Source organism: Haemophilus influenzae, from assembly GCF_001457655.1.
GTDB lineage: Bacteria > Pseudomonadota > Gammaproteobacteria > Enterobacterales > Pasteurellaceae > Haemophilus > Haemophilus influenzae.
Genome location: NZ_LN831035.1, coordinates 1490073 through 1510379, shown reverse-complemented (window position 1 = coordinate 1510379; position 20307 = coordinate 1490073). Strand labels below are relative to the sequence as shown.

The 20307-nt window shown below is 36.3% G+C and carries 27 protein-coding genes; 19 read left to right on the top strand and 8 right to left on the bottom strand.

Translation table 11 applies throughout. The features are described 5' to 3' along the window. Positions 1 to 298 precede the first annotated feature (298 nt). From AT683_RS09620 to AT683_RS07435, 4 genes are all read left to right on the top strand, one after another. Positions 299 to 526: a hypothetical protein gene (locus AT683_RS09620; RefSeq protein ID WP_080316036.1), complete on the top strand. Its 228-nt coding sequence runs from the start codon at positions 299 to 301 to the stop codon at positions 524 to 526. Further along, positions 527 to 898 (top strand): YadA C-terminal domain-containing protein, encoded by a 372-nt coding sequence (locus tag AT683_RS09935; protein WP_038441254.1) that lies wholly within the window; start codon positions 527 to 529, stop codon positions 896 to 898. A 257-nt stretch (positions 899 to 1155) separates the two neighbouring features. Continuing rightward, positions 1156 to 1701 (top strand): sigma-70 family RNA polymerase sigma factor, encoded by a 546-nt coding sequence (locus tag AT683_RS07440; RefSeq protein ID WP_005650421.1) that lies wholly within the window; start codon positions 1156 to 1158, stop codon positions 1699 to 1701. 8 nt (positions 1702 to 1709) lie between these two features. Then, positions 1710 to 1883, top strand: a complete 174-nt coding sequence (locus AT683_RS07435) for a zf-HC2 domain-containing protein (RefSeq protein ID WP_005650423.1) — start codon at positions 1710 to 1712, stop codon at positions 1881 to 1883. 94 nt (positions 1884 to 1977) lie between these two features. Here the strand turns inward: AT683_RS07435 and AT683_RS07430 are convergent, their stop codons facing one another. After that, positions 1978 to 2841 carry a DMT family transporter gene (locus AT683_RS07430; RefSeq protein ID WP_005656592.1) on the bottom strand — a complete coding sequence of 288 codons (864 nt, stop codon included), beginning with the start codon at positions 2839 to 2841 and terminating at the stop codon, positions 1978 to 1980. A 174-nt stretch (positions 2842 to 3015) separates the two neighbouring features. Between AT683_RS07430 and msrAB the strand changes: the two genes are divergently transcribed. The 4 genes from msrAB to AT683_RS09715 all read left to right on the top strand — a co-directional run bounded on the left by msrAB (position 3016) and on the right by AT683_RS09715 (position 6401). After that, positions 3016 to 4077: a bifunctional peptide-methionine (S)-S-oxide reductase MsrA/peptide-methionine (R)-S-oxide reductase MsrB gene (gene msrAB, locus AT683_RS07425; protein WP_005656593.1), complete on the top strand. Its 1062-nt coding sequence runs from the start codon at positions 3016 to 3018 to the stop codon at positions 4075 to 4077. An 11-nt stretch (positions 4078 to 4088) separates the two neighbouring features. Further along, entirely contained in the window at positions 4089 to 4730 is a 642-nt protein-coding gene (locus AT683_RS07420) for a cytochrome c biogenesis protein CcdA (RefSeq protein ID WP_005656594.1), read from the top strand. Positions 4731 to 4772: 42 nt separating this feature from the next. Continuing rightward, positions 4773 to 5243, top strand: coding sequence for a redoxin family protein (locus AT683_RS07415; RefSeq protein ID WP_038441252.1), 471 nt, complete (start codon positions 4773 to 4775; stop codon positions 5241 to 5243). Positions 5244 to 5483: 240 nt separating this feature from the next. Then, positions 5484 to 6401, top strand: a complete 918-nt coding sequence (locus AT683_RS09715; protein ID WP_038441250.1) for a LysO family transporter — start codon at positions 5484 to 5486, stop codon at positions 6399 to 6401. 66 nt (positions 6402 to 6467) lie between these two features. Here AT683_RS09715 and AT683_RS07405 read toward each other — a convergent pair whose 3' ends face one another. The 3 genes from AT683_RS07405 to moeA all read right to left on the bottom strand — a co-directional run bounded on the left by AT683_RS07405 (position 6468) and on the right by moeA (position 8806). Then, a complete protein-coding gene (locus AT683_RS07405) occupies positions 6468 to 6791 on the bottom strand; it encodes an HI1450 family dsDNA-mimic protein (protein WP_005628170.1) in 324 nt (107 codons plus the stop codon). A gap of 65 nt (positions 6792 to 6856) precedes the next feature. Next, complete coding sequence (moeB, locus tag AT683_RS07400) at positions 6857 to 7588, bottom strand: molybdopterin-synthase adenylyltransferase MoeB (RefSeq protein ID WP_038441246.1); 732 nt, start codon at positions 7586 to 7588, stop codon at positions 6857 to 6859. A gap of 3 nt (positions 7589 to 7591) precedes the next feature. After that, the gene (gene moeA / locus AT683_RS07395) at positions 7592 to 8806 is read right to left on the bottom strand and encodes a molybdopterin molybdotransferase MoeA (RefSeq protein WP_038441244.1); all 1215 of its coding nucleotides are present in this window, start codon (positions 8804 to 8806) and stop codon (positions 7592 to 7594) included. 136 nt (positions 8807 to 8942) lie between these two features. Here moeA and folE point away from each other — a divergent pair, with 136 nt between their 5' ends. The 3 genes from folE to bioD all read left to right on the top strand — a co-directional run bounded on the left by folE (position 8943) and on the right by bioD (position 10756). Then, a complete protein-coding gene (folE, locus tag AT683_RS07390) occupies positions 8943 to 9599 on the top strand; it encodes a GTP cyclohydrolase I FolE (protein WP_038441464.1) in 657 nt (218 codons plus the stop codon). Between the two features lie 60 nt (positions 9600 to 9659). Beyond that, positions 9660 to 9926, top strand: a complete 267-nt coding sequence (locus AT683_RS07385) for a YcgL domain-containing protein (protein WP_038441463.1) — start codon at positions 9660 to 9662, stop codon at positions 9924 to 9926. Between the two features lie 101 nt (positions 9927 to 10027). Continuing rightward, complete coding sequence (bioD, locus tag AT683_RS07380) at positions 10028 to 10756, top strand: dethiobiotin synthase (protein WP_038441242.1); 729 nt, start codon at positions 10028 to 10030, stop codon at positions 10754 to 10756. Between the two features lie 87 nt (positions 10757 to 10843). Here the strand turns inward: bioD and metF are convergent, their stop codons facing one another. Next, positions 10844 to 11722, bottom strand: coding sequence for a methylenetetrahydrofolate reductase (metF, locus tag AT683_RS07375; protein ID WP_005650448.1), 879 nt, complete (start codon positions 11720 to 11722; stop codon positions 10844 to 10846). 462 nt (positions 11723 to 12184) lie between these two features. Between metF and rplM the strand changes: the two genes are divergently transcribed. The 4 genes from rplM (at position 12185) to AT683_RS07355 (ending at position 14293) form a co-directional block, all read left to right on the top strand. Further along, positions 12185 to 12613, top strand: coding sequence for a 50S ribosomal protein L13 (rplM, locus tag AT683_RS07370; RefSeq protein ID WP_005628896.1), 429 nt, complete (start codon positions 12185 to 12187; stop codon positions 12611 to 12613). 16 nt (positions 12614 to 12629) lie between these two features. After that, a complete protein-coding gene (rpsI, locus tag AT683_RS07365; RefSeq protein WP_005631594.1) occupies positions 12630 to 13022 on the top strand; it encodes a 30S ribosomal protein S9 in 393 nt (130 codons plus the stop codon). Between the two features lie 180 nt (positions 13023 to 13202). Then, entirely contained in the window at positions 13203 to 13841 is a 639-nt protein-coding gene (gene sspA / locus AT683_RS07360; RefSeq protein WP_005656607.1) for a stringent starvation protein SspA, read from the top strand. Further along, complete coding sequence (locus AT683_RS07355; RefSeq protein WP_005650453.1) at positions 13841 to 14293, top strand: ClpXP protease specificity-enhancing factor; 453 nt, start codon at positions 13841 to 13843, stop codon at positions 14291 to 14293. The genes sspA and AT683_RS07355 overlap by 1 nt, the downstream gene beginning before the upstream one ends. A gap of 35 nt (positions 14294 to 14328) precedes the next feature. On the opposite strand, the gene dxs is transcribed toward AT683_RS07355, so the two are convergent. The 3 genes from dxs to xseB are packed head-to-tail and all read right to left on the bottom strand — an operon-like array spanning position 14329 to position 17392. Continuing rightward, positions 14329 to 16206: a 1-deoxy-D-xylulose-5-phosphate synthase gene (gene dxs, locus AT683_RS07350; protein WP_048949914.1), complete on the bottom strand. Its 1878-nt coding sequence runs from the start codon at positions 16204 to 16206 to the stop codon at positions 14329 to 14331. A gap of 41 nt (positions 16207 to 16247) precedes the next feature. Next, on the bottom strand, positions 16248 to 17138 hold the full coding sequence (gene ispA, locus AT683_RS07345; RefSeq protein WP_038441220.1) for a (2E,6E)-farnesyl diphosphate synthase: 891 nt from the start codon (positions 17136 to 17138) through the stop codon (positions 16248 to 16250). Further along, entirely contained in the window at positions 17138 to 17392 is a 255-nt protein-coding gene (gene xseB, locus AT683_RS07340; protein WP_005656614.1) for an exodeoxyribonuclease VII small subunit, read from the bottom strand. The genes ispA and xseB overlap by 1 nt, the downstream gene beginning before the upstream one ends. Before the next feature lie 158 nt (positions 17393 to 17550). On the opposite strand from xseB, the gene thiI reads away from it, so the two are divergent. The 4 genes from thiI to AT683_RS07320 are packed head-to-tail and all read left to right on the top strand — an operon-like array spanning position 17551 to position 20207. Beyond that, entirely contained in the window at positions 17551 to 19008 is a 1458-nt protein-coding gene (gene thiI / locus AT683_RS07335; RefSeq protein WP_038441218.1) for a tRNA uracil 4-sulfurtransferase ThiI, read from the top strand. 14 nt (positions 19009 to 19022) lie between these two features. Next, complete coding sequence (locus AT683_RS07330) at positions 19023 to 19343, top strand: YqcC family protein (protein ID WP_005656616.1); 321 nt, start codon at positions 19023 to 19025, stop codon at positions 19341 to 19343. Beyond that, positions 19337 to 20056, top strand: coding sequence for a tRNA pseudouridine(65) synthase TruC (gene truC, locus AT683_RS07325; protein WP_005656617.1), 720 nt, complete (start codon positions 19337 to 19339; stop codon positions 20054 to 20056). Before AT683_RS07330 ends, truC begins: the two co-directional genes overlap by 7 nt. Next, entirely contained in the window at positions 20049 to 20207 is a 159-nt protein-coding gene (locus AT683_RS07320) for a YoaH family protein (RefSeq protein ID WP_005656618.1), read from the top strand. Before truC ends, AT683_RS07320 begins: the two co-directional genes overlap by 8 nt. Positions 20208 to 20307 lie beyond the last annotated feature (100 nt).

The window sequence follows — 20307 nt, the reverse complement described above, 5'->3', positions numbered from 1 at the left end:
TTATTACAATTCTGAAAGCAAGCAATGCTAATCTTTTCTTTTCATCTGTCAAGCTAACCACGACAGCTTAACTTATCAGCAGTTTGCTAATCTCTTCTCAAGCCTTTGCGGCGAGTGACAATTCAATTAGTACGAATTACGGCATTAAAGAGTTTGGGGCGTATAGCCTGATCATTGGTAATTTAAAGAATAATACAATTAATAGTAAAAAAGCCGAAGACTTTAGGACTTACAAAGATGGTATATATAATACAGTATTGGGGGTGTCAAATAAGGTTGAAGGTTCATATAACATGCTATAGGTTATGAAAGTGAAGCTAAAAATGAAACTGGTACTAATAAAGTAGAAAATGCTATTGCTCTAGGTAACAAAGCAAAAGCTAAATATAACAACTCTATTGCTGTAGGATATAGTTCAGAAACTACAAGAGAAAATGAAGTTTCTTTTGGTAGAGAAGGTACAGAAAGATACATTGCTAATGTAAAAGCAGCCGAAAAAGACACTGACGCAGTAAATAAAAAATAAATGGATGATGGCGATACACAAACTTTACAAACTGCAAATCAATATACCGATCTCAAATTAGGCACGTTGCAAACGCAAGTGCATAATTTCCAATCAGATTTTAACGAGCTAAATGGCAAATTAGGAAAATTAGACAGCAAATTAGAACGTGGTTTAGCGGCGGCTAACGCACTTTCTGGTTTAGTCTTGCCACAAGTGGTCGGAAAAGCGAGTTTTTCTGCTGCGGTGGGCGGTTATGGCAGCCGTAATGCGGTGGCGATTGGTGTAGGCTACACACCAAAAGCGAATATTACATTAAAAAGCGGTATCGCCGTAAATGCAGGCAAAAACAGTAAAATTTCCTATCAAATGGGAGCTGGTTGGGTTTGGTAAGGCTAACACAACTAATCTAATTGGATAAATTAGCATCTAAAAAGAGCATTTTTTGTTTAGTATTAATCTAAATCGAAAATGCTCGTTTTTTGTCTTAATTATTTTTTTCTTAAACACCAGATTTTTCTTAACTTTGCGAAACAGATTTAATGTAAAATTTTTCATTTTAAATTTCCTTTTTTGAGTGTAAAAATAGCTACCTTAGTTTATTAAAGGAAGTGGGTTTCATTTCTTACATAAGTTTTAAAGGAGTTAAAATGAATGTTATTTCTGATCTTGAGCTTCAGCAAATTCGCACTCAAATGCTGACATTTGCACAATTGCAAGTAAATCAAGCCGATCTTGCTGAAGATTTAGTACAAGAAGCTTTTTTAAGTGCATTCAAAAATCTTGATAATTTTAAGCATCAATCTGCATTTAAAACTTGGATTTTTGCGATTCTTAAAAATAAGATTATTGATTATTTACGTCAGAAAGGGCGGTTTGTTTTAGAAAGTGAACTTGAAGATGAAGATACCAATAATTCATTTTTTGATGAAAAGGGGTATTGGAAACCAGAACATTACCCGAGTGAATTACAAGGCGAAGAAGAAACGGTTTATTCCGATGAATTTTGGCTGATTTTTGAAACTTGTTTGACTTGTTTACCCGCCAAACAGGCAAAAATTTTTATGATGCGAGAGTTTTTAGATCTTTCATCTGAAGAAATTTGTCAAGAAACGCATTTAACTTCGTCTAATTTACATACCACCCTTTATCGGGCTCGTTTACAGTTGCAAAACTGTCTTTCAAAAAAACTTTAGGAGAGATTATGCGTTGTCGCCAAGCCACTCGAATGATTTCCGAATCGCACGAACGTTCATTAGATATACAAGAAAAAGTAGGGCTAAAAGTGCATTTAGCTATGTGCTCGCGTTGTCGTCGTTTTCAAAGAAATTGCAAAACCTTAAGTATGATGATGAAGAAATTTAAAGATTCACATTAAGAGTGATGAAAGTATTAAAAAATCCGCTATTTTGACCGCACTTTATAGCGGTATTTCTAACTTATCCATACGGCATTTTGTAATCTCAAAGGTTTTATTTCTTCAGCTTCGCCAATAAACTCACTGCGCCCACAATTATAACTGCACCGAGCCAAAAATAGAGGTTAGGCGTATGATGCCAAAAGAGCCAGTCGAAAACGCTAGAGAAAACCACGCCAGTGAAAGCAAAAGGAGTAATGATATTGGCGGGTGCGTATTTAAAAGCGCGCGTGAGTAATAATTGGAAAATCAATCCGAAACCGCCCACCAATAGTAATAAGCCAAGCTCGTATAAATTAGGGATTTTCCATTGGTTAATAAAGAAGACTGGTAACATGAACGTACCAATCAGATGAAAATAAAATACGATATTTTTTGGTGTGTTGTATTTGTTTAATTCTTGTAAGCCAATAAATGCCATTCCCGCTAATACAGCACCAGATAATCCAATCAGCACATAAATAGGATCAACATTGCCATTGTGATTGGTGAGTAAAATAATGGAAACGCCAAGAAAACCGATTAAGCTACATAAAAGCACATTAAGCGGTGTTTTTTGATGGAAAAAAAGCAATAAAATCGGGATAAATAGGGCAGAGGTATTCATCAATAAGACAGCGATGGAAAGCGGTAAGAACTTCACGACATAAAAGTTAATCAACATATTCGATACACCCGCGGCATTACGCAGGATTAAAAATTTCCATTGACGAGTATCCACTTTAAAATCGCGATCTTTAATCACAAAAGGAAGTAAGAAAAGCAAGCCGATTAAAAAGCGTGAAAATAAGGTTTCACTTGCAGGGATTGTTTGAGAAGCGGTTTTGACAAATACATTCATCAAGGTAATGGAAAAGTACGCTGATACCATAAAACTAATCGCTTTGTGATAAAGTGAAGGAATGGAATGTGATTGCATATAGATTTTTACCTTAGAAAAGAGGGGGAGATTGGGCATCTTAACGCTTTATTATTGGTTATAACAATGGATTTTAATCAATTTCTTTAAAAATTTTGCAAAAATCTGTAAGAAATCGAATTATCCGCCGTCTAACCTTATGTAACGTTAATTTTTACTTCATAAGGAAAAGCAATGAAACTATCAAAAACATTTCTATTTATTACCGCACTTTGCTGTGCAGCACCAACTTTAGCAATACAAAATTCAACATCATCATCTGGAGAACAAAAAATGGTAATGGAAAATACGCAAAACATCCGAGAAATTTATCTTGCTGGTGGTTGTTTCTGGGGTATGGAAGCATATATGGAGCGTATTCACGGTGTGAAAGATGCGATTTCTGGCTATGCCAATGGTAATACGGGGAAAACCAGTTATCATATGATTGGGCTAACCGATCACGCAGAAACGGTAAAAGTCACTTACGATGCAAACCAAATTTCGTTAGATAAATTGCTTAAATATTATTTTAAAGTGATTGATCCAACGAGTGTAAACAAACAAGGTAACGACCGTGGTAGACAATATCGCACAGGGATTTATTATCAAGATGGGGCAGATAAAGCAGTGATCGAACAAGCTCTCGCCCAGCTTCAAACCAAATATAAAAAACCAGTACAAATTGAGGTGCAGCCGATTAAAAATTACATCGTAGCAGAAGAATATCATCAGGATTATTTGAAGAAAAATCCAAATGGTTATTGCCATATTGATATTACCAAAGCAGATGAACCTGTGATTGACGAAAAAGATTATCCGAAACCGAGTGATGCAGAACTCAAAGCGAAATTGACACCGTTGCAATATTCCGTTACTCAAAATAAACATACTGAACGCTCTTTTAGTAACGAATATTGGGATAACTTCCAACCCGGTATTTATGTTGATGTCACTACAGGCGAGCCTGTTTTCTCTTCAAATGATAAATTTGAATCAGGTTGTGGCTGGCCAAGCTTTACGAAACCGATCATTAAAGATGTAGTGCATTATGAAACCGACAATAGCTTCAATATGCAACGTACCGAAGTGTTAAGTCGTGCGGGCAATGCCCATTTAGGACACGTTTTTGACGACGGCCCGAAAGATAAAGGTGGTTTACGTTATTGCATTAACAGTGCATCAATTAAATTTATTCCGTTAGCTGAAATGGAAAAGGCAGGATACGGATATTTGATTCAATCCATTAAAAAATAAGGAGATGTAGGATGTTAGATCAGCAACTCCTTATTGGAACTGTATTTTTAGCTGGGCTTGCTTCTTTTCTTTCGCCTTGTATTTTCCCGATTATTCCAATTTATTTTGGTATTTTGAGTAAAGGCGGTAAAAAAGTCTTAAATACTTTTTTATTTATTTTAGGGCTTTCCCTTACATTTGTCAGTTTAGGCTTTAGTTTTGGTTTTTTAGGGAATATTTTATTTAGTAACACTACCCGCATTATCGCTGGCGTTATCGTGATTATTTTGGGTATTCATCAACTTGGCATTTTCAAAATTGGTTTGTTGGAACGCACGAAATTGGTGGAAATAAAAACATCAGGAAAATCAACCGCACTTGAGGCATTTGTTCTTGGTTTAACGTTTAGTCTTGGTTGGACACCTTGTATTGGCCCGATTCTGGCTTCCGTGTTAGCTTTATCAGGCGATGAAGGCTCTGCACTTTACGGTGCATCAATGATGTTTGTTTATGTCTTAGGGCTTGCGACCCCGTTTGTACTGTTTTCGTTCTTATCTGACAGCTTGCTCAAACGTGCCAAAGGGTTAAATAAACACTTAGACAAATTTAAAATCGGTGGCGGAATTTTAATTATCGTGATGGGTATTTTATTAATTACGAATAATTTTTCGTAAAACATAACCTCAACAAAAGAAATTTATAAAAGGAAAAAAGCAATGAAAAAACTATTATCAATATTTCTAATGGCATTCAGCCTAAACACTTTTGCACAAACTAATTTGGCGGATGTGCAACTCAAAGACTTAAACAATCAGCCAGTTACTTTAAGCCAATATAAAGGCAAACCTGTGTATGTAAAAATGTGGGCATCTTGGTGTCCAATTTGCTTGGCTGGCTTAGCTGAAATTGATGATTTAAGTGCAGAAAAAGATCGTGGATTTGAAGTCATAACCATTGTTTCGCCCGATCACAAAGGCGAAAAAGACACCGCTGATTTTATTGAATGGTACAAAGGATTAGAATATAAAAATATCACGGTGCTTTTAGATGAAAAAGGCGAAATCATTGACAAAGCAAGAGTGCGTGGCTATCCGTTCAATCTCTTTTTAGATAGCGATCTAAACCTGAAAAAAACCGTACCAGGGCATTTAGGTGCAGAGCAAATTAAAGTTTTTGCAGGGAAATAATGATGAAAAGCGGCTTATTTTTTAGCCGCTTTTTTATATCCTCGTTTTTACATAATAAAGAGATAAAATATCCTACATAGAAAGTTTGTTCATTGAGCGTTTGGTAGATTGATAAAAAATATATATTATAAGCGGTATGATTTTATTGCTTGTATAAGTAATTTTTATTTTTACTGCAATATTTATTCAAATTATCTTTGAAAATTAAATAAAGTGCAGTGATCTACAAAAAGGAAAATAATGGAAGAAATTATTAACGGATTGCTTATCGTACTTGTGCCGATGATGTTGGGGTATTTAGTCAAAATACAGAATCAAAATACCTTGGCATTCATAAATAAAATAGTGATGTTATTACTGTACATTATTTTATTTATGATGGGGTTTATGCTTGGTCAGCTAGAGCATTTAGAACAAAAATTGCCAATTATTGGTATGACCGCTTTAGGGCTATCGGCTATCATTCTGACTTGTAATATCCTAGGTTTGGCTATTTATGACAGCACTTTGCCTAAGCCTGTTAATTATTTACAGGGAGAATTGCCATCTCGTTGGCATTCGTTAATAGACTCAATTAAATTATTAAGTGCGGTGATTATTGGCATCGTTTTAGGTTGGCTGTGTAATGATTGGTTGCATTTCCCACATGGTTCCAATCTTTACGTGCTTATTGCTTTGATCTTTTTTGTGGGAATTCAACTTCGTAACAATGGCATTTCCTTGAAAGAAGTCTTGCTAAATAAGCAAGGTTTAATGATGGGAGCGATTTTTACCCTAAGTTCTTTAGTTGGTGGTGTTATTTCGGCATTTTTTCTAAGTATTCCGATTACTCAAGGTTTAGCCTTTTCATCGGGATTTGGTTGGTATTCTTTATCAAGCGTCGTGCTGACAAATGCTTGGGGGCCGATGCAGGGGAGTATTGCCTTTTTTAATGATTTATCGCGTGAAATTTTGAGTTTATTTTTAATTCCACTGTTTATGCAACATTATCGCTCTACAGCTATTGGGATTACAGGCGCAACAGCATTAGATTGTACATTGCCGATTATTCAAAAATCAGGCGGAATTGAAGTAACGCCTATCGCCATTTCTTTTGGTATGGTCACAAATTTATTACCACCGCTGTTATTAGTCTTTTTCTCGAGTTTTCCAATTTAATGTGCGTTAATTTTAAGCGAAAAGAATAAGGGAAATCAGATGATTTCCCTTATTTTTACATTATCGTTACTTTTTCCAAATAACGTGAAATTCACGATCTTCTTCTCGGTGAGAAATTAAGAATTTAGCAAATACATCATCCATTTCATCTTGCTCATTGACTAATCCCACCCACACTTCAGCGTATTCTTCAGGATCAATCAGTACACCAATTTCTTCTTCCCAATCATCGGCAGTTTCAACAAATTCCACACCACCGCGTTCTTCAAATTGTAGGTTGAATAAAAGAATGTCGGCAGGATCTAAATTTTCTCCAGCCATTTCTAAGAAAATATCGTAAGCAATATCAATGGCTGTATCGGGATCAAGTTTTTTAATTTCTGTTGTCATAATGTTTGTCGTAAAGGTTATGATTAATAAAAAGTGCGGTTAAAATTTTTCTCTTTTTAAGGGTTTTATTCCACATTGGTTGGAAGTTTAATTTCTCGGATATTCATCGAAAAACCATCAATCATCAATAAGCGGCCACATAAATTCTTACCGATTTTTAACCGCACTTTAATTGCTTCTAAGGCTTGAATGGTGCCCACAATGCCGACGATTGGTGCAAGCACGCCAGCTTCTACACAGCTTAATACATTTTGTCCAAATAATTTACTGAGATCACGATAAGTAGGCGTATTCGGTTCATAAGTGAAAACGGAAACCTGACCTTCCATTCGAATCGCCGCACCTGAAATCAATGGAATTTTTGCATGATTACATTGGCGATCCAATTGATTACGGATTTCCACATTGTCTGTACAATCTAAAACAATATCAAAGTGCGGAATGATTTCTGCGAGTTTTTTTTCGTCTAACTTAGCATTAATCGTCTCAATGTTTATATGTGGATTGATTTGTTCCAGTGCAATTTTAGCTGATTCTACTTTGGGCATATTCAAGCGAGCATCGCAGTGCAAGACTTGTCGTTGAAGATTCGAAAGAGAAACTGTGTCGAAATCCAACAGTGTTAAATTCCCAACGCCTGCTGCTGCGAGATATTGGCTGGCTGCACAACCTAAACCGCCAAGCCCAACGATCAGCATTTTGCTTGCTTTAAGTTTTTCTTGCCCGTCAAAATCTACGCTTTTAAGAATAATTTGACGGTTATAACGCAATTCTTCTTCGTGACTAAGTTCGATCATTTGTTATCCTAATAAATGATTGAAAGGCTCAATTATCACTGTTTCGCCCGCAGAAACATTGCCACGTTCTTGTTCTAACACGATAAAACAATTGCTTTTTACAAAAGCACTAAAGAGATGAGAGCCTTGAAATCCCACTGATTGTACTTCAATTTGACCTTGTTCATTGATGTGATAAAAACCTCGTTGGAAGTCTAAACGTCCCACTGCTTTTTTCAAATTCATTGTGGCAATGGCTGAAAAGTGCGGTGGATTTTTCCATTGTTTTTGCCCTTGCAGTTTAGCGATTAATGGCTGTACAAGTTGATAAAATGTCACTAATGCAGAAACAGGATTACCGGGTAAACCACAGAACCAAGCGTTTTCTAATTTACCAAAAGCGAATGGTTTGCCCGGTTTGATTGCGATTTTCCAAAAATTTACTTTGCCGACTTTTTCCAATACCGCTTTAGTGAAATCCGCTTCTCCAACGGAAACACCGCCACTGGTAATCACTAAATCGGCTTGGCTTTGTGCGGCAATAAATGCTTTTTCAAATTCAGCTTCGTTATCAGGTAATAGCCCTAAATCAATGACTTCACAGTTAAGTTTTTCAAGTAATAATTTTACAGTGAAACGGTTGGTATCATAGATTTGTCCACTTTGTAATGGCTTGCCGACTTCCACAAGTTCATCGCCAGTTGAGAGTACGCCGACTTTTAATTGGCGATAGCATTTTACTTCTGCAATGCCTAGAGAGGCTAATAATGGCAAGGAAACAGGAGTAAGCGGTGCGCCTTGTTCTAATACCACATCGCCTTTTTTTACATCTTCGCCAATACGACGGATGTTTTGATTTGGTTTAGGTAATTCACTAAAAGTGATGGTGCCGTCTTCATTGAGTGTCACTAGCTCTTGCATTATCACTGCATCTGCGCCTTCAGGAATCATCGCGCCAGTCATAATTCTGACCGCACTTAGTGATTGCCATTCCTCTTGGAATGGATTACCTGCAAAAGATTTTCCTGCTATCGAAAGCGTTAAAGATTGTTGTAAATCCGATAAACGTACAGCATAGCCATCCATTGCTGAATTATCGAAAGAGGGAACATTGATAGGCGAAATAATATCTTCTGCACAAATTCGATTGGCGGCTTCTTGTAAATTTAAGCTTTCAGTTTGAGTTGGGAAGGGAATCTGTTCGAGCATTTTCGAGCGAGCTTGATCCAATGTAAGCATAGAAAATCCTTATTTAATAAAATAAGTCGGTATTTTATCTCTAAAGACTTATTCATTCAAATTTGCAATTTTTATCATTTTACCATCCTATTATCCTTTGTTAGAATAGCCGATTATTTTTTCAGGAAAGACGATGATGAATAAAATTTCACTGGATGCGCAGAATGTAAGAAATGCCTTGATTGAGAAAGGCATTGAAACACCCATGATTGATCCAACGCAGGCTAAAAATGAACGCCGAGAAAGCATTGCAAAACATATGAATGAAGTAATGAAACTGATTGGATTAGATTTGCGAGATGATAGTTTGGAAGAAACGCCAAATCGTTTAGCTAAAATGTTTATTGATGAGATTTTCAGTGGAATGGATTATGCCAATTTTCCTAAAATGACGAAAATAAAAAATCAAATGAAAGTCAGTGAAATGGTGCAAGTGAATGACATCACGCTAACAAGCACTTGTGAACATCATTTTGTGACGATTGATGGTAAAGTTTGTGTGGCGTACTATCCAAAAGATTGGGTAATTGGTCTTTCTAAAATTAATCGAATTGTCTCGTTTTTTGCTCAACGTCCACAGGTTCAAGAACGCTTAACCGAGCAACTTTTGACGGCATTTCAAACCATTCTTGAAACCGATGATGTCGCGGTATATGTGAAAGCGACCCATTTCTGTGTGAAAGCGCGTGGTATTAGAGATACAAATAGTTATACTGTCACATCTGCTTATGGTGGCGTATTTTTAGAAGATAGAGATACTCGTAAAGAATTTTTAGCCACAGTTCAAAAATAGGAAATGATAAATTGTAATCCGCACGTAAAATGTGCGGATTTTTATTTCGGGAAATTAAATATGTTATGTGCCATTTATAAAAGTAAAAAGAAGTTAGGAAGCTACCTTTATGTTGCCGATAGAGAGGATTTTTCTTCAGTTCCCAGCGTTTTACTCGAACATTTTGGTAAACCAGAATTAGTAATGATGTTTAATCTGCTTGGGCGTAAAGCATTACACAATGTAGATTGTAATGAAGTATTGGAAACAATTAAACACCAAGGATTTTATTTACAAATAGCAAAACAAGATGATGGTTTATTTAATAGCTTGAGTGAGATCAAATAATTTGTCTATTTCTAAGATAAAAAAGTGAAAATTTGCGTTATCTCAAATTATTAAATAAAAAATTCCTTTAAAATCCACCGCACTTTTTAAAGGAGAAAAAAATGAGTAGCTTTTTTGTCGCTGGGACAGATACGAATGTGGGGAAAACAACAGCAGCACGCGCAATGATTCAAGCCTTGCAAGGGCAGGGAGTGCAAGTTGTCGGCTATAAACCCATTGCTTGTTGTGGAGAAGAGAGTATTTATCCTGTTGCGCAGTCTGAAAATACATCTGATTATGATAATTTCGTAAATGCTGATGTATTAACGCTGATGCATTCAACAAAGGAAAATGTGTCTTATCAGGATATTAATAGCTATACTTTTAGTCACTGTGCACCAATGCTCACGCAAGATAAAATGCGAATTAAATTAGATAAAATTAATTGTGATTTAACGCGTTTGAATCAAACTTATCAATCTGTTGTGGTGGAAGGATCTTTTGGTTTAATGACACCAATGGCAGAAGGAAAAAGTTTTGCAGATTGGATTACTCAACGAAAAATGCCAGTAGTACTTGTAGTTGGAATTAAAGATGGTTGTGTAAATCACGCTTTATTAACGGTAAAGGTTATCCAACAGTTGGGTGTGCCATTATTAGGTTGGATAGCAAATCGAATTAATCCATTATTAAGCCATTATGCAGAAATTGTTGATTTACTTGTTGAACATATTGATGCGCCGCTTTTAGGTAAAATTCCTTATTTACATAAACCCGAAGAACAAGAATTAGGGCATTATTTAACGAATATAGATCGATTAATGTATATGCAAACTGAATTAGTAAAATAACGAAGTGCGGTTGAATTTTTTTAGTTTTGTATAAGGGCGAAATATCGCCCTTATTTTGTGTTGAAAAGAAATATATTATTGTGATAATTAAGGTCTTACACCTAACATATGACAGATAGCATAAGTTAATTCACTACGATTTAACGTATAAAAGTGGAAGTCATTCACGCCTTCGCGAGATAAAATTTTTACCATATCCATTGCAACACTTGCTGCTACAAGATTACGTGTAGTTGGATCATCATCCAAACCATCATAGGCTTTAACTAACCACGCTGGAATTTTCACATTAGTGAATGATGCCATTTTTTGGAGTTGTTTAAAATTAGTAACAGGTAAAATACCGGGTACGATTTCAGTATCAATACCAATTGATGCACAACGATCACGAAAACGCAGGTAGTTTTCAATATCAAAGAAAAATTGCGTAATCACGTGATTTGCACCTGCATCAATTTTACGTTTTAAATTAATCAAGTCTGCTTGTGCGGATTTTGCTTCTGGATGAACTTCAGGATAAGCGGCTACAGAAATATCAAAATCAGCGACAGAACGGAGTAATTCAACAAGATCTGACGCATAAAATGGTTTTTTCGCGTAACCTTTAGGTTCGTCACCGCGTAACGCAACAATACGGCGAATACCACTATCCCAATAATCTCTCGCAATTTGTTTTAATTCTTCAGGTGTGGCATCAATTCCAGTTAAATGTGGTGCGGCTTCTAAGCCCGTTTCTTGTTTAATGGCTTTCACAATGCCGTGAGTGCGGTCACGTTCTCCCGAATTTGCGCCGTAAGTGACTGACACAAATTTAGGCTTTAAGACTTTTAAACGATGAATGGAATCCCATAGAAGGGTTTCCATTTTTTCGTTTTTAGGAGGAAAAAATTCAAAAGAGACATTAATTTTTTTATTAAAATCTGCAATATGTTGATTTAATGTATCAATTTCTTTCGCGTAGCTCATAAGGCTTCCTTTAGGATTCTAAAATAGTATTTGTACAATAAAATAGGTTTTAATATGAGTCAATTTCAATTTATTCATTAAAAGTATGATTATTATTAATAATTCAATAAATGGATAATGATTGTTCAATAATAATTAATTTTTAGATCAAAACGTACCCAAAACTACCGCACTTTTGTTAGCAATGATTTATCCTATTTTACAATGAAAAAAAGTGCGGTAATTTTTTTGTATATTTTTATAGAAAGATAAATGCGTGTTAAATAAATACAATAGATTTATTTTTTAGTGCAAAAAATTAGCATTTTATGAAAAAACGAGTATAATACGCCGACCCTGTAAATGTGCGAATTCCCATCGTACATTATTTTATCGAGATCACACTCGAAGGGGTGATGATTAAGATTAATGGTTGTGTTCATAAGAACACTGGGTATCAAACTAATTTTTGGTAATTAATTAATGAAAACTTTTGTAGCAAAACCAGAAACGGTTAAACGCGACTGGTACGTAGTAGATGCGACAGGTAAAACTTTAGGTCGTTTAGCGACTGAATTAGCACGTCGTCTTCGTGGTAAACACAAGGCTGAGTACACTCCACACGTAGATACTGGTGATTACATCATCGTTATCAACGCAGACAAAGTGGCAGTAACTGGTCGTAAAGAAACAGATAAACTTTACTACTGGCACACTGGCTATGTAGGTGGTATTAAACAAGCGACTTTCAAAGAAATGATCGCTCGCCGTCCTGAAGCAGTGATTGAAATTGCGGTTAAAGGTATGTTGCCAAAAGGTCCATTAGGCCGTGCAATGTTCCGTAAATTAAAAGTGTATGCAGGTGCTGAACACCAACACGCTGCACAACAACCACAAGTATTAGATATTTAATCACGAGGTTTAGAAAATGGCAGAGAATCAAAACTACGGCACAGGCCGCCGCAAAAGCTCTTCAGCTCGTGTATTTATCAAACCGGGCAGTGGTAAAATCACTATCAATCAACGTGAATTAGATGTTTACTTTGGTCGCGAAACAGCACGTATGGTAGTACGTCAGCCATTAGAGTTGGTTGAATTAACTGATAAATTAGACCTATACATCACTGTTAAAGGTGGTGGTATTTCTGGTCAAGCGGGTGCAATCCGTCACGGTATCACTCGTGCATTGATGGAATACGATGAAACATTACGCCCAGCACTTCGTGCAGCTGGTTTCGTTACTCGTGACGCACGTCGCGTTGAACGTAAAAAAGTGGGTTTACACAAAGCACGTCGTCGTCCACAATACTCAAAACGTTAATTTTTATTTTCGTTTCCAAAAGAAAAGCAGAGAGAAATCTCTGCTTTTTTATTATTTGAGTTACTCTAACTTATTGATTATAAAACAATAAAAAAGATTATGTTGGCAAATAGGTAATGCTTTATGGTAAAATGTTGCCCCTTAAAAACCTAGAATATTTTTGGATCTTCGGAGGAATAAATGTCCAGCACATCAAGTAAACGTTCAGTAATGACCCTTTTTTCAAATAAAGATGATATTTATTGCCATCAGGTAAAAATTGTTTTGGCAGAAAAAGGTGTGCTTTATGAAAACGCAGAGGTTGATTTGCAAGCTCTACCAGAAGATTTAATGGAATTAAATCCATACGGCACTGTGCCTACGTTGGTTGATCGTGATCTCGTATTATTTAATTCACGCATCATAATGGAATATCTTGATGAGCGTTTTCCACATCCTCCATTAATGCAAGTGTATCCTGTTTCTCGTGCTAAAGATCGACTTTTAATGTTACGTATTGAACAAGATTGGTATCCAACCCTTGCAAAAGCAGAAAATGGCACAGAAAAAGAAAAAACTTCAGCATTAAAACAGTTAAAAGAAGAACTATTAGGGATTGCACCAATTTTTCAACAGATGCCTTATTTTATGAATGAAGAATTTGGTTTGGTTGATTGCTATGTTGCACCATTATTATGGAAATTAAAACATTTAGGTGTGGAATTTACAGGCACAGGAAGTAAAGCGATTAAAGCTTATATGGAACGTGTGTTTACACGTGATTCTTTTTTGCAATCTGTAGGTGAAGCTGCACCAAAAAATTTAATGGATGATAAATAATGGAATATAAATCTTCTCCTAAACGCCCTTATTTATTACGCGCCTATTATGATTGGCTAGTAGATAATAGTTTTACGCCTTATTTAGTTGTTGATGCGACTTACTTAGGTGTGAATGTTCCTGTCGAATATGTAAAAGATGGACAGATTGTATTAAACTTGTCTGCCAGTGCTACGGGCAATTTACAACTTACAAATGATTTCATCCAGTTTAATGCGCGTTTTAAAGGTGTCTCTCGTGAACTGTATATTCCAATGGGCGCAGCCCTTGCGATTTATGCTCGTGAGAATGGCGATGGCGTGATGTTTGAACCTGAGGAAATTTATGATGAACTTAACATTGAGCCAGATACTGAACAACCAACAGGTTTTTATGAAGCAGTAGATAAGCCTAAAAAACGAGAAGAAAAAAAGAAAACAAAATCAGTTTCCCATTTAAGAATTGTGGATTAAGAAAAAACGCGATGAAATTATCATCGCGTTTATTTTTATAAATTACCTTGTTTTGCAATAAAGTTGAGAATTTTTTCTTCAATGCCTTTTGTATCCAATCCTAAATCTGCCAATGCTTCTTGCCGTGTCGCTTGTGGAATAAAATAATCTGGCAAACCAAGTTGTAAAAGTGCGGTTGATTTTCCTGATGAATTTAGTACTTCCGCAACAGCAGATCCCGCTCCACCTTGAATTGCATTTTCTTCCAATGTGACCAAATAATCGTGAGTTTGTGCAAGCACATTAATCATTTCAATATCAATCGGTTTCACAAAACGCATATCGACAACCGTTGCATTGAGTTTTTCTGATGCTTCTAACGCAGATGGTAACAGGGTACCAAAGTTTAAAATCGCAATTTTTTGACCCCCTCGAATTAAACGTGATTTACCGATAGGTAGCATTTCCAAAGGAGTAAGTTTTACACCAACGGCATTTCCGCGAGGATAACGCACTGCCGCTGGTTTGCCACATTGATAACCTGTATAGAGCATTTGACGGCATTCATTTTCATCACTTGGTGTCATGATAATCATATTGGGAATACAACGCATAAAGCTGAGATCAAATGCCCCTTGGTGTGTAGCACCATCTGCGCCAACTATTCCCGCTCGATCAATCGCAAATAGCACAGGGAGATTTTGAATGGCAACATCGTGAATTAATTGATCGTAAGCACGTTGTAAAAATGTCGAGTAAATTGCGACAACAGGTTTGTATCCGCCAATTGCAAGTCCTGTAGCAAAAGTGACAGCGTGCTGTTCTGCAATTGCTACGTCAAAATATTGTTTTGGGAAGCGTTGGGAAAATTCTACCATACCTGAACCCTCACGCATTGCAGGTGTGATACCAATAATTTTGGCATCTTTTTCTGCCATTTCGCATAGCCAATCGCCAAAAATTTTCGAATAAGTTGGTTTACTATTGTTTTTGGGTAATTCGCCACTGATTGGGTCAAATTTTGGTACGCCGTGGAAACCAATCGGATCTTTTTCTGCAGGCGCATATCCTTTACCTTTTTTTGTTTTTATATGTAAAAATTGCGGGCCTTTCAGATTACGCATATTCGTAAGTGTTGCCACTAATTCCTCAATGTTATGCCCGTCCACTGGGCCAATATAGTTAAAACCGAGTTCTTCAAATAATGTACTTTCTGGCGAAAACATTACACCTTTCATATGTTCTTCGGTTTTTTTCATAAAGTTTTTGATTGGAGGAACTTTATCAAGGATTTTTTTACTGCCATCACGAAGTGTAGAGTAGAGAGAGCCAGAGAAAATACGCGCAAGATGATTATTTAATGCACCAACGTTTTCTGAAATAGACATTTCGTTATCATTTAAAATAACTAACATATCTGTATGCAATGCCCCAGCGTGATTTAATGCCTCAAATGCCATTCCCGCCGTAATTGAGCCGTCACCGATGACACATACTGTTTTTCTACTTGCATTTTCTCGTTCTGCAGCGACTGCAATACCTAATCCCGCACTAATAGACGTGGAGGAGTGACCAACACTTAATACATCAAATTCACTTTCTTCACGCCAAGGGAAAGGATGAATACCGCCTTTTTGACGAATTGTGGACATCTGCTCTCGGCGACCCGTTAAAATTTTATGTGGATAAGCTTGATGTCCAACATCCCAAATTAACTGATCAAATGGTGTTTTATACACATAATGTAGCGCAACAGTCAGTTCCACCGTGCCTAAACCTGATGCTAAATGCCCGCTAGTTTGACTAACTGATTCTAAAAGATAAGCACGTAATTCTTGGCAGAGTTGTGGTAGCTGGTCTTTATTTAAAAGACGTAAATCTTCTGGAGAATTAATTAAAGATAAAAGAGGATAATTGTTCATATTGTTAGTCATTTTAAAAACGTTATAAATTTTGACCGCACTTTTGTGAGTGTTTAACTTTTTCTGGTAATAATGAATTCAGCTAATGCACGAAGTGCGGTCGTATTAAAAGGAATTTTTTCTAATTCAGACAAAGCACTTTGATATAGATCTTGTGCTTTTTGTTTTGCACCACTTAATCCAAGTAATTTTGGATATGTGCTTTTATCTAAATCAAGATCGGCACCGACTTGTTTGCCAATTTCTGCACTATCGCCTTCAATATCTAAAATATCATCTTGAACTTGAAAGGCTAAGCCAATGGCTTCCGCATATTGCGTTAAGGATTGTTCTAACTTTTTGTCGGTAAAATGCGGAGAACAAATGAAACCTAATTTCAATGCGGCAATTAGCAATGCGCCCGTTTTGTTACGATGGATTAATTCTAATTCGCTTAAACTAATTTGTTTATGTTCAGAAATAAGATCTAAACTTTGCCCTAAGCACATTCCTTGTACGCCAGAGCCTTGCGCTAAAATTTGAACTAAAGCCAGTTTTTGTTCAGTAGAAATATTCGGTGTTTTGGTTAATATTTCAAATGCGAAACTTTGCAGTGCATCGCCCGCAAGAATAGCTGTAGCTTCATCAAATTGGATATGACAAGTAGGATGTCCACGACGTAGATTGTCATCGTCCATCGCAGGTAAATCATCGTGAATTAAGGAATAGGCGTGAATGGCTTCAATGGCAGCAGCAGCGTAATCTAAGGTTTGTTTCTCTGCACCAAGCATTTGACCTGTTGCGTAAACCAAAAAAGGTCTAACTCGTTTACCACCAAGTAATAATGCGTATTTCATCGCGTCAAGCAAAGGTGCATTATGACTTTCAATGCCCTCAAATTGAGCTTCTAAAAAGCGATTAATACGAGTTTGAACCTGTTGTAATTCTTCAGAAAAGTGACCCATTAAGCATTCCCTTCATAATCATTCCCTTTATAATCATTCAGTGGAGCATCTTCTGTTTTTTGCAATAAGATCTGAATGCGTTGTTCTGCTTGTTGTAAACGTTCTTGTCCTAGCTTGGCTAATTGCACACCTTGTTCAAATTCTTTTAATGCTTCTTCTAATGGTAGATCGCCATTTTCTAAATGTGTAACAATATTTTCTAACTGCGCTAACGTTGTTTCAAAATCTTGTGAAGATGCAGGTTTACGTGCCATTTAATCGTCCTTTTTCACGGTAAAAATTGCTTGCCATTGTACTGTATTTTACTTGAGTTGTTAAAAAATTATTTCAAGCTAGGACCAGTGGACTTTTCACTATCTTTGCGTAAAATACTCGCCACTTTAAATACCCGAGAAATACCTAAGCTATTTATATGAAATTTATCGTTAAACTTTTTCCTGAAATCATGATTAAAAGCGAAACTGTGCGTAAACGTTTCGCAAAAATTTTAACCTCTAATATCCGCAATATTTTACAGAAATATGATGAAGAAACTGCAGTTGTACGTCACTGGGATTACATTGAAGTGCGGTCAAAAAATGAAGAAAATCGTGAAGAATTAATTGCTTTGTTACAACGTATTCCTGGTATTCATCATTTTTTAGAAGTTGAAGAAAAACCGTTTACCGATTTACATCATATTTTTGAATTGACGCTTGCTGATGTCGTGCAACAACTTCAAGGCAAAACCTTTTGCGTTCGAGTAAAACGTAAAGGAAAACATAAATTTAGTTCGATTGAAGCAGAACGTTATATCGGCGGTGGATTAAATCAACATATTGAAAGCGCAAAAGTGCGGTTGAAAAATCCAGATGTGACAGTTCGTATTGATATTGAAGATGACAAAATGATGTTAGTTAAAGCACGTCACGCAGGGATTGGCGGTTATCCGATTGGTACGCAAGAGGATGTGCTTTCTTTGATTTCTGGGGGATTTGATTCAGGTGTATCGAGTTACATGTTGATTCGTCGTGGTTCTCGAGTTCACTATTGTTTCTTTAATCTTGGCGGCGCAGCCCATGAAATTGGCGTAAAGCAAATGGCTTATCATATTTGGCAACGCTATAGCGCTTCACATAAAGTACGCTTTATTGCGATTAACTTTGAAGGAGTTGTCGGTGAGATTTTAGAGAAAGTCGATAACGGCCAAATGGGGGTTGTATTAAAACGGATGATGGTGCGGGCAGCAAGTAAAGTCGCTCAACGTTTTAATATTGAAGCGATTGTGACAGGGGAGGCATTAGGACAAGTTTCCAGCCAAACTTTGACCAATTTACGCTTGATTGATGAAGCCGCTGATGCCTTAGTATTACGCCCGTTAATTACGCACGATAAAGAACAAATTATTGCGATGGCGAAAGAAATTGGTACTGACGATATTGCAAAATCTATGCCTGAATTTTGTGGTGTGATTTCAAAAAATCCTACGATTAAAGCTGTTCGCGAGAAAATTGTTACAGAAGAAAGGTATTTTAATTTTGAGATTCTTGAAAGTGCGGTACAAAATGCGAAATATTTAGATATTCGCCAGATAGCAGAAGAAACAGAAAAAGAAGTCGTGGAAGTCGAGGCAATTTCTGTATTAGGTGAAAATGAAGTGATTTTGGATATTCGTAGCCCAGAAGAAACGGATGAAAAGCCATTTGAATCAGGTACACATGACGTCATTCAAATGCCGTTCTACAAACTTTCTTCTCAATTTGGTAGCCTTGATCAAAGTAAAAATTACGTGTTGTATTGTGAACGTGGTGTGATGAGTAAATTACAAGCCTTATATTTGAAAGAAAATGGTTTTTCAAATGTGCGTGTATTTGCAAAAAACATTCATTAATTAGGATATAAAATATGCGTAATCAAACTAAACAGCATCTTGAACAGCTTCAAATTACCATGCAGCAGCTTAATTTATGGCAAACGATGCCCCCTGCTGCAGAGGCGTTTTTAAGTGAAGAACCTTTTTCAATTGATACGATGTCTGCCGAAGAGTGGCTACAGTGGGTATTTATTCCACGCATGCAGGCATTATTAGAAAGTGGTTCAGCCTTGCCACATAAAATTGCTATTTCTCCTTATATTGAAGAAGCAATGAAGGAATTTGATGAGTTACAACAACTATTAACTCCTTTAGTTGCTTTAGAAGAACTTCTGAACAATAACCAATGCTAGAAATTTTATATCAAGATGAGTTTCTCGTTGCGGTGAATAAGCCTGATGGTATGTTGGTTCATCGCAGTTGGTTAGATCCTCACGAAACTCAATTTGTGATGCAAACTTTACGAGATCAGATTGGTCAGCACGTATTTCCTATTCATCGTTTAGATCGACCGACATCTGGCGTGTTGTTATTTGCATTGAGCAGTGAAATTGCGAATTTAATGTGTGAACAGTTTGAACAAAAGTGCGTTCAGAAATCTTATTTGGCTGTAGTGCGAGGGTATCTACAGGGAAAAGAGCGGATAGATTATCCACTAAAAATTCAATTGGATAAAATCGCAGATAAATTTTCTCAAGAAGATAAAGAGCCTCAAGAAGCAGTGACTGATTATGAAGGATTAAAAATAGTCGAAATGCCTTATCCTGCTGGGCGTTATCAAACGGCACGTTATTCTTTAGTTAAATTAATCCCTCATACAGGTAGAAAACACCAATTACGTCGCCATATGAAACATATTTTTCATCCGATTTTAGGGGATACGCAATATGGTGACTTACATCAAAATCGTGCATTAATGTCACATTTAGGTTGTTCTCGATTATTTTTACATTCTAATAGTTTGTCTTTTATTCATCCAATAACGAAAGAGCAAATAACAATTACAGCAGGTTTAGATGAACAATGGCATCAATTAATAAATCAATTTGGGTGGGAAAATGTTTGATATTAACTTAACACACGAACAGCAACAAAAAGCAGTTGAGCAAATTCAAGAACTTATGGCAAAAGGAATTAGTAGTGGAGAAGCGATTCAAATAGTGGCGAAAGCACTACGAGAAATTCATAAAAATGATAAAAAAACTCCAGATAATTAAATTTTTTGTGATCTACTTATCATTTTTGAATATTGCTCGTTGCATAACCGTTCAAAATATTTAAACATAACGGACCTAATTAGTAGGTGATAAGGCGAGA

Coding starts and splice junctions, on each gene's coding strand:
- AT683_RS07435 (WP_005650423.1), top strand. CDS start 1,710: ATGCGTTGTCGCCAAGCCACTCGAATGATTTCCGAATCGCACGAACGT.
- AT683_RS07405 (WP_005628170.1), bottom strand. CDS start 6,791: ATGACAACAGAAATTAAAAAACTTGATCCCGATACAGCCATTGATATT.
- xseB (WP_005656614.1), bottom strand. CDS start 17,392: ATGGCACGTAAACCTGCATCTTCACAAGATTTTGAAACAACGTTAGCG.
- AT683_RS07420 (WP_005656594.1), top strand. CDS start 4,089: ATGTTAGATCAGCAACTCCTTATTGGAACTGTATTTTTAGCTGGGCTT.
- AT683_RS07320 (WP_005656618.1), top strand. CDS start 20,049: ATGTTTGATATTAACTTAACACACGAACAGCAACAAAAAGCAGTTGAG.
- bioD (WP_038441242.1), top strand. CDS start 10,028: ATGAGTAGCTTTTTTGTCGCTGGGACAGATACGAATGTGGGGAAAACA.
- moeB (WP_038441246.1), bottom strand. CDS start 7,588: ATGATCGAACTTAGTCACGAAGAAGAATTGCGTTATAACCGTCAAATT.
- folE (WP_038441464.1), top strand. CDS start 8,943: ATGAATAAAATTTCACTGGATGCGCAGAATGTAAGAAATGCCTTGATT.
- thiI (WP_038441218.1), top strand. CDS start 17,551: ATGAAATTTATCGTTAAACTTTTTCCTGAAATCATGATTAAAAGCGAA.
- rpsI (WP_005631594.1), top strand. CDS start 12,630: ATGGCAGAGAATCAAAACTACGGCACAGGCCGCCGCAAAAGCTCTTCA.
- dxs (WP_048949914.1), bottom strand. CDS start 16,206: ATGACTAACAATATGAACAATTATCCTCTTTTATCTTTAATTAATTCT.
- AT683_RS09715 (WP_038441250.1), top strand. CDS start 5,484: ATGGAAGAAATTATTAACGGATTGCTTATCGTACTTGTGCCGATGATG.
- sspA (WP_005656607.1), top strand. CDS start 13,203: ATGTCCAGCACATCAAGTAAACGTTCAGTAATGACCCTTTTTTCAAAT.
- AT683_RS07430 (WP_005656592.1), bottom strand. CDS start 2,841: ATGCAATCACATTCCATTCCTTCACTTTATCACAAAGCGATTAGTTTT.
- AT683_RS09935 (WP_038441254.1), top strand. CDS start 527: ATGGATGATGGCGATACACAAACTTTACAAACTGCAAATCAATATACC.
- ispA (WP_038441220.1), bottom strand. CDS start 17,138: ATGGGTCACTTTTCTGAAGAATTACAACAGGTTCAAACTCGTATTAAT.
- metF (WP_005650448.1), bottom strand. CDS start 11,722: ATGAGCTACGCGAAAGAAATTGATACATTAAATCAACATATTGCAGAT.
- AT683_RS07385 (WP_038441463.1), top strand. CDS start 9,660: ATGTTATGTGCCATTTATAAAAGTAAAAAGAAGTTAGGAAGCTACCTT.
- AT683_RS07415 (WP_038441252.1), top strand. CDS start 4,773: ATGAAAAAACTATTATCAATATTTCTAATGGCATTCAGCCTAAACACT.
- rplM (WP_005628896.1), top strand. CDS start 12,185: ATGAAAACTTTTGTAGCAAAACCAGAAACGGTTAAACGCGACTGGTAC.
- AT683_RS07440 (WP_005650421.1), top strand. CDS start 1,156: ATGAATGTTATTTCTGATCTTGAGCTTCAGCAAATTCGCACTCAAATG.
- truC (WP_005656617.1), top strand. CDS start 19,337: ATGCTAGAAATTTTATATCAAGATGAGTTTCTCGTTGCGGTGAATAAG.
- moeA (WP_038441244.1), bottom strand. CDS start 8,806: ATGCTTACATTGGATCAAGCTCGCTCGAAAATGCTCGAACAGATTCCC.
- msrAB (WP_005656593.1), top strand. CDS start 3,016: ATGAAACTATCAAAAACATTTCTATTTATTACCGCACTTTGCTGTGCA.
- AT683_RS07330 (WP_005656616.1), top strand. CDS start 19,023: ATGCGTAATCAAACTAAACAGCATCTTGAACAGCTTCAAATTACCATG.
- AT683_RS07355 (WP_005650453.1), top strand. CDS start 13,841: ATGGAATATAAATCTTCTCCTAAACGCCCTTATTTATTACGCGCCTAT.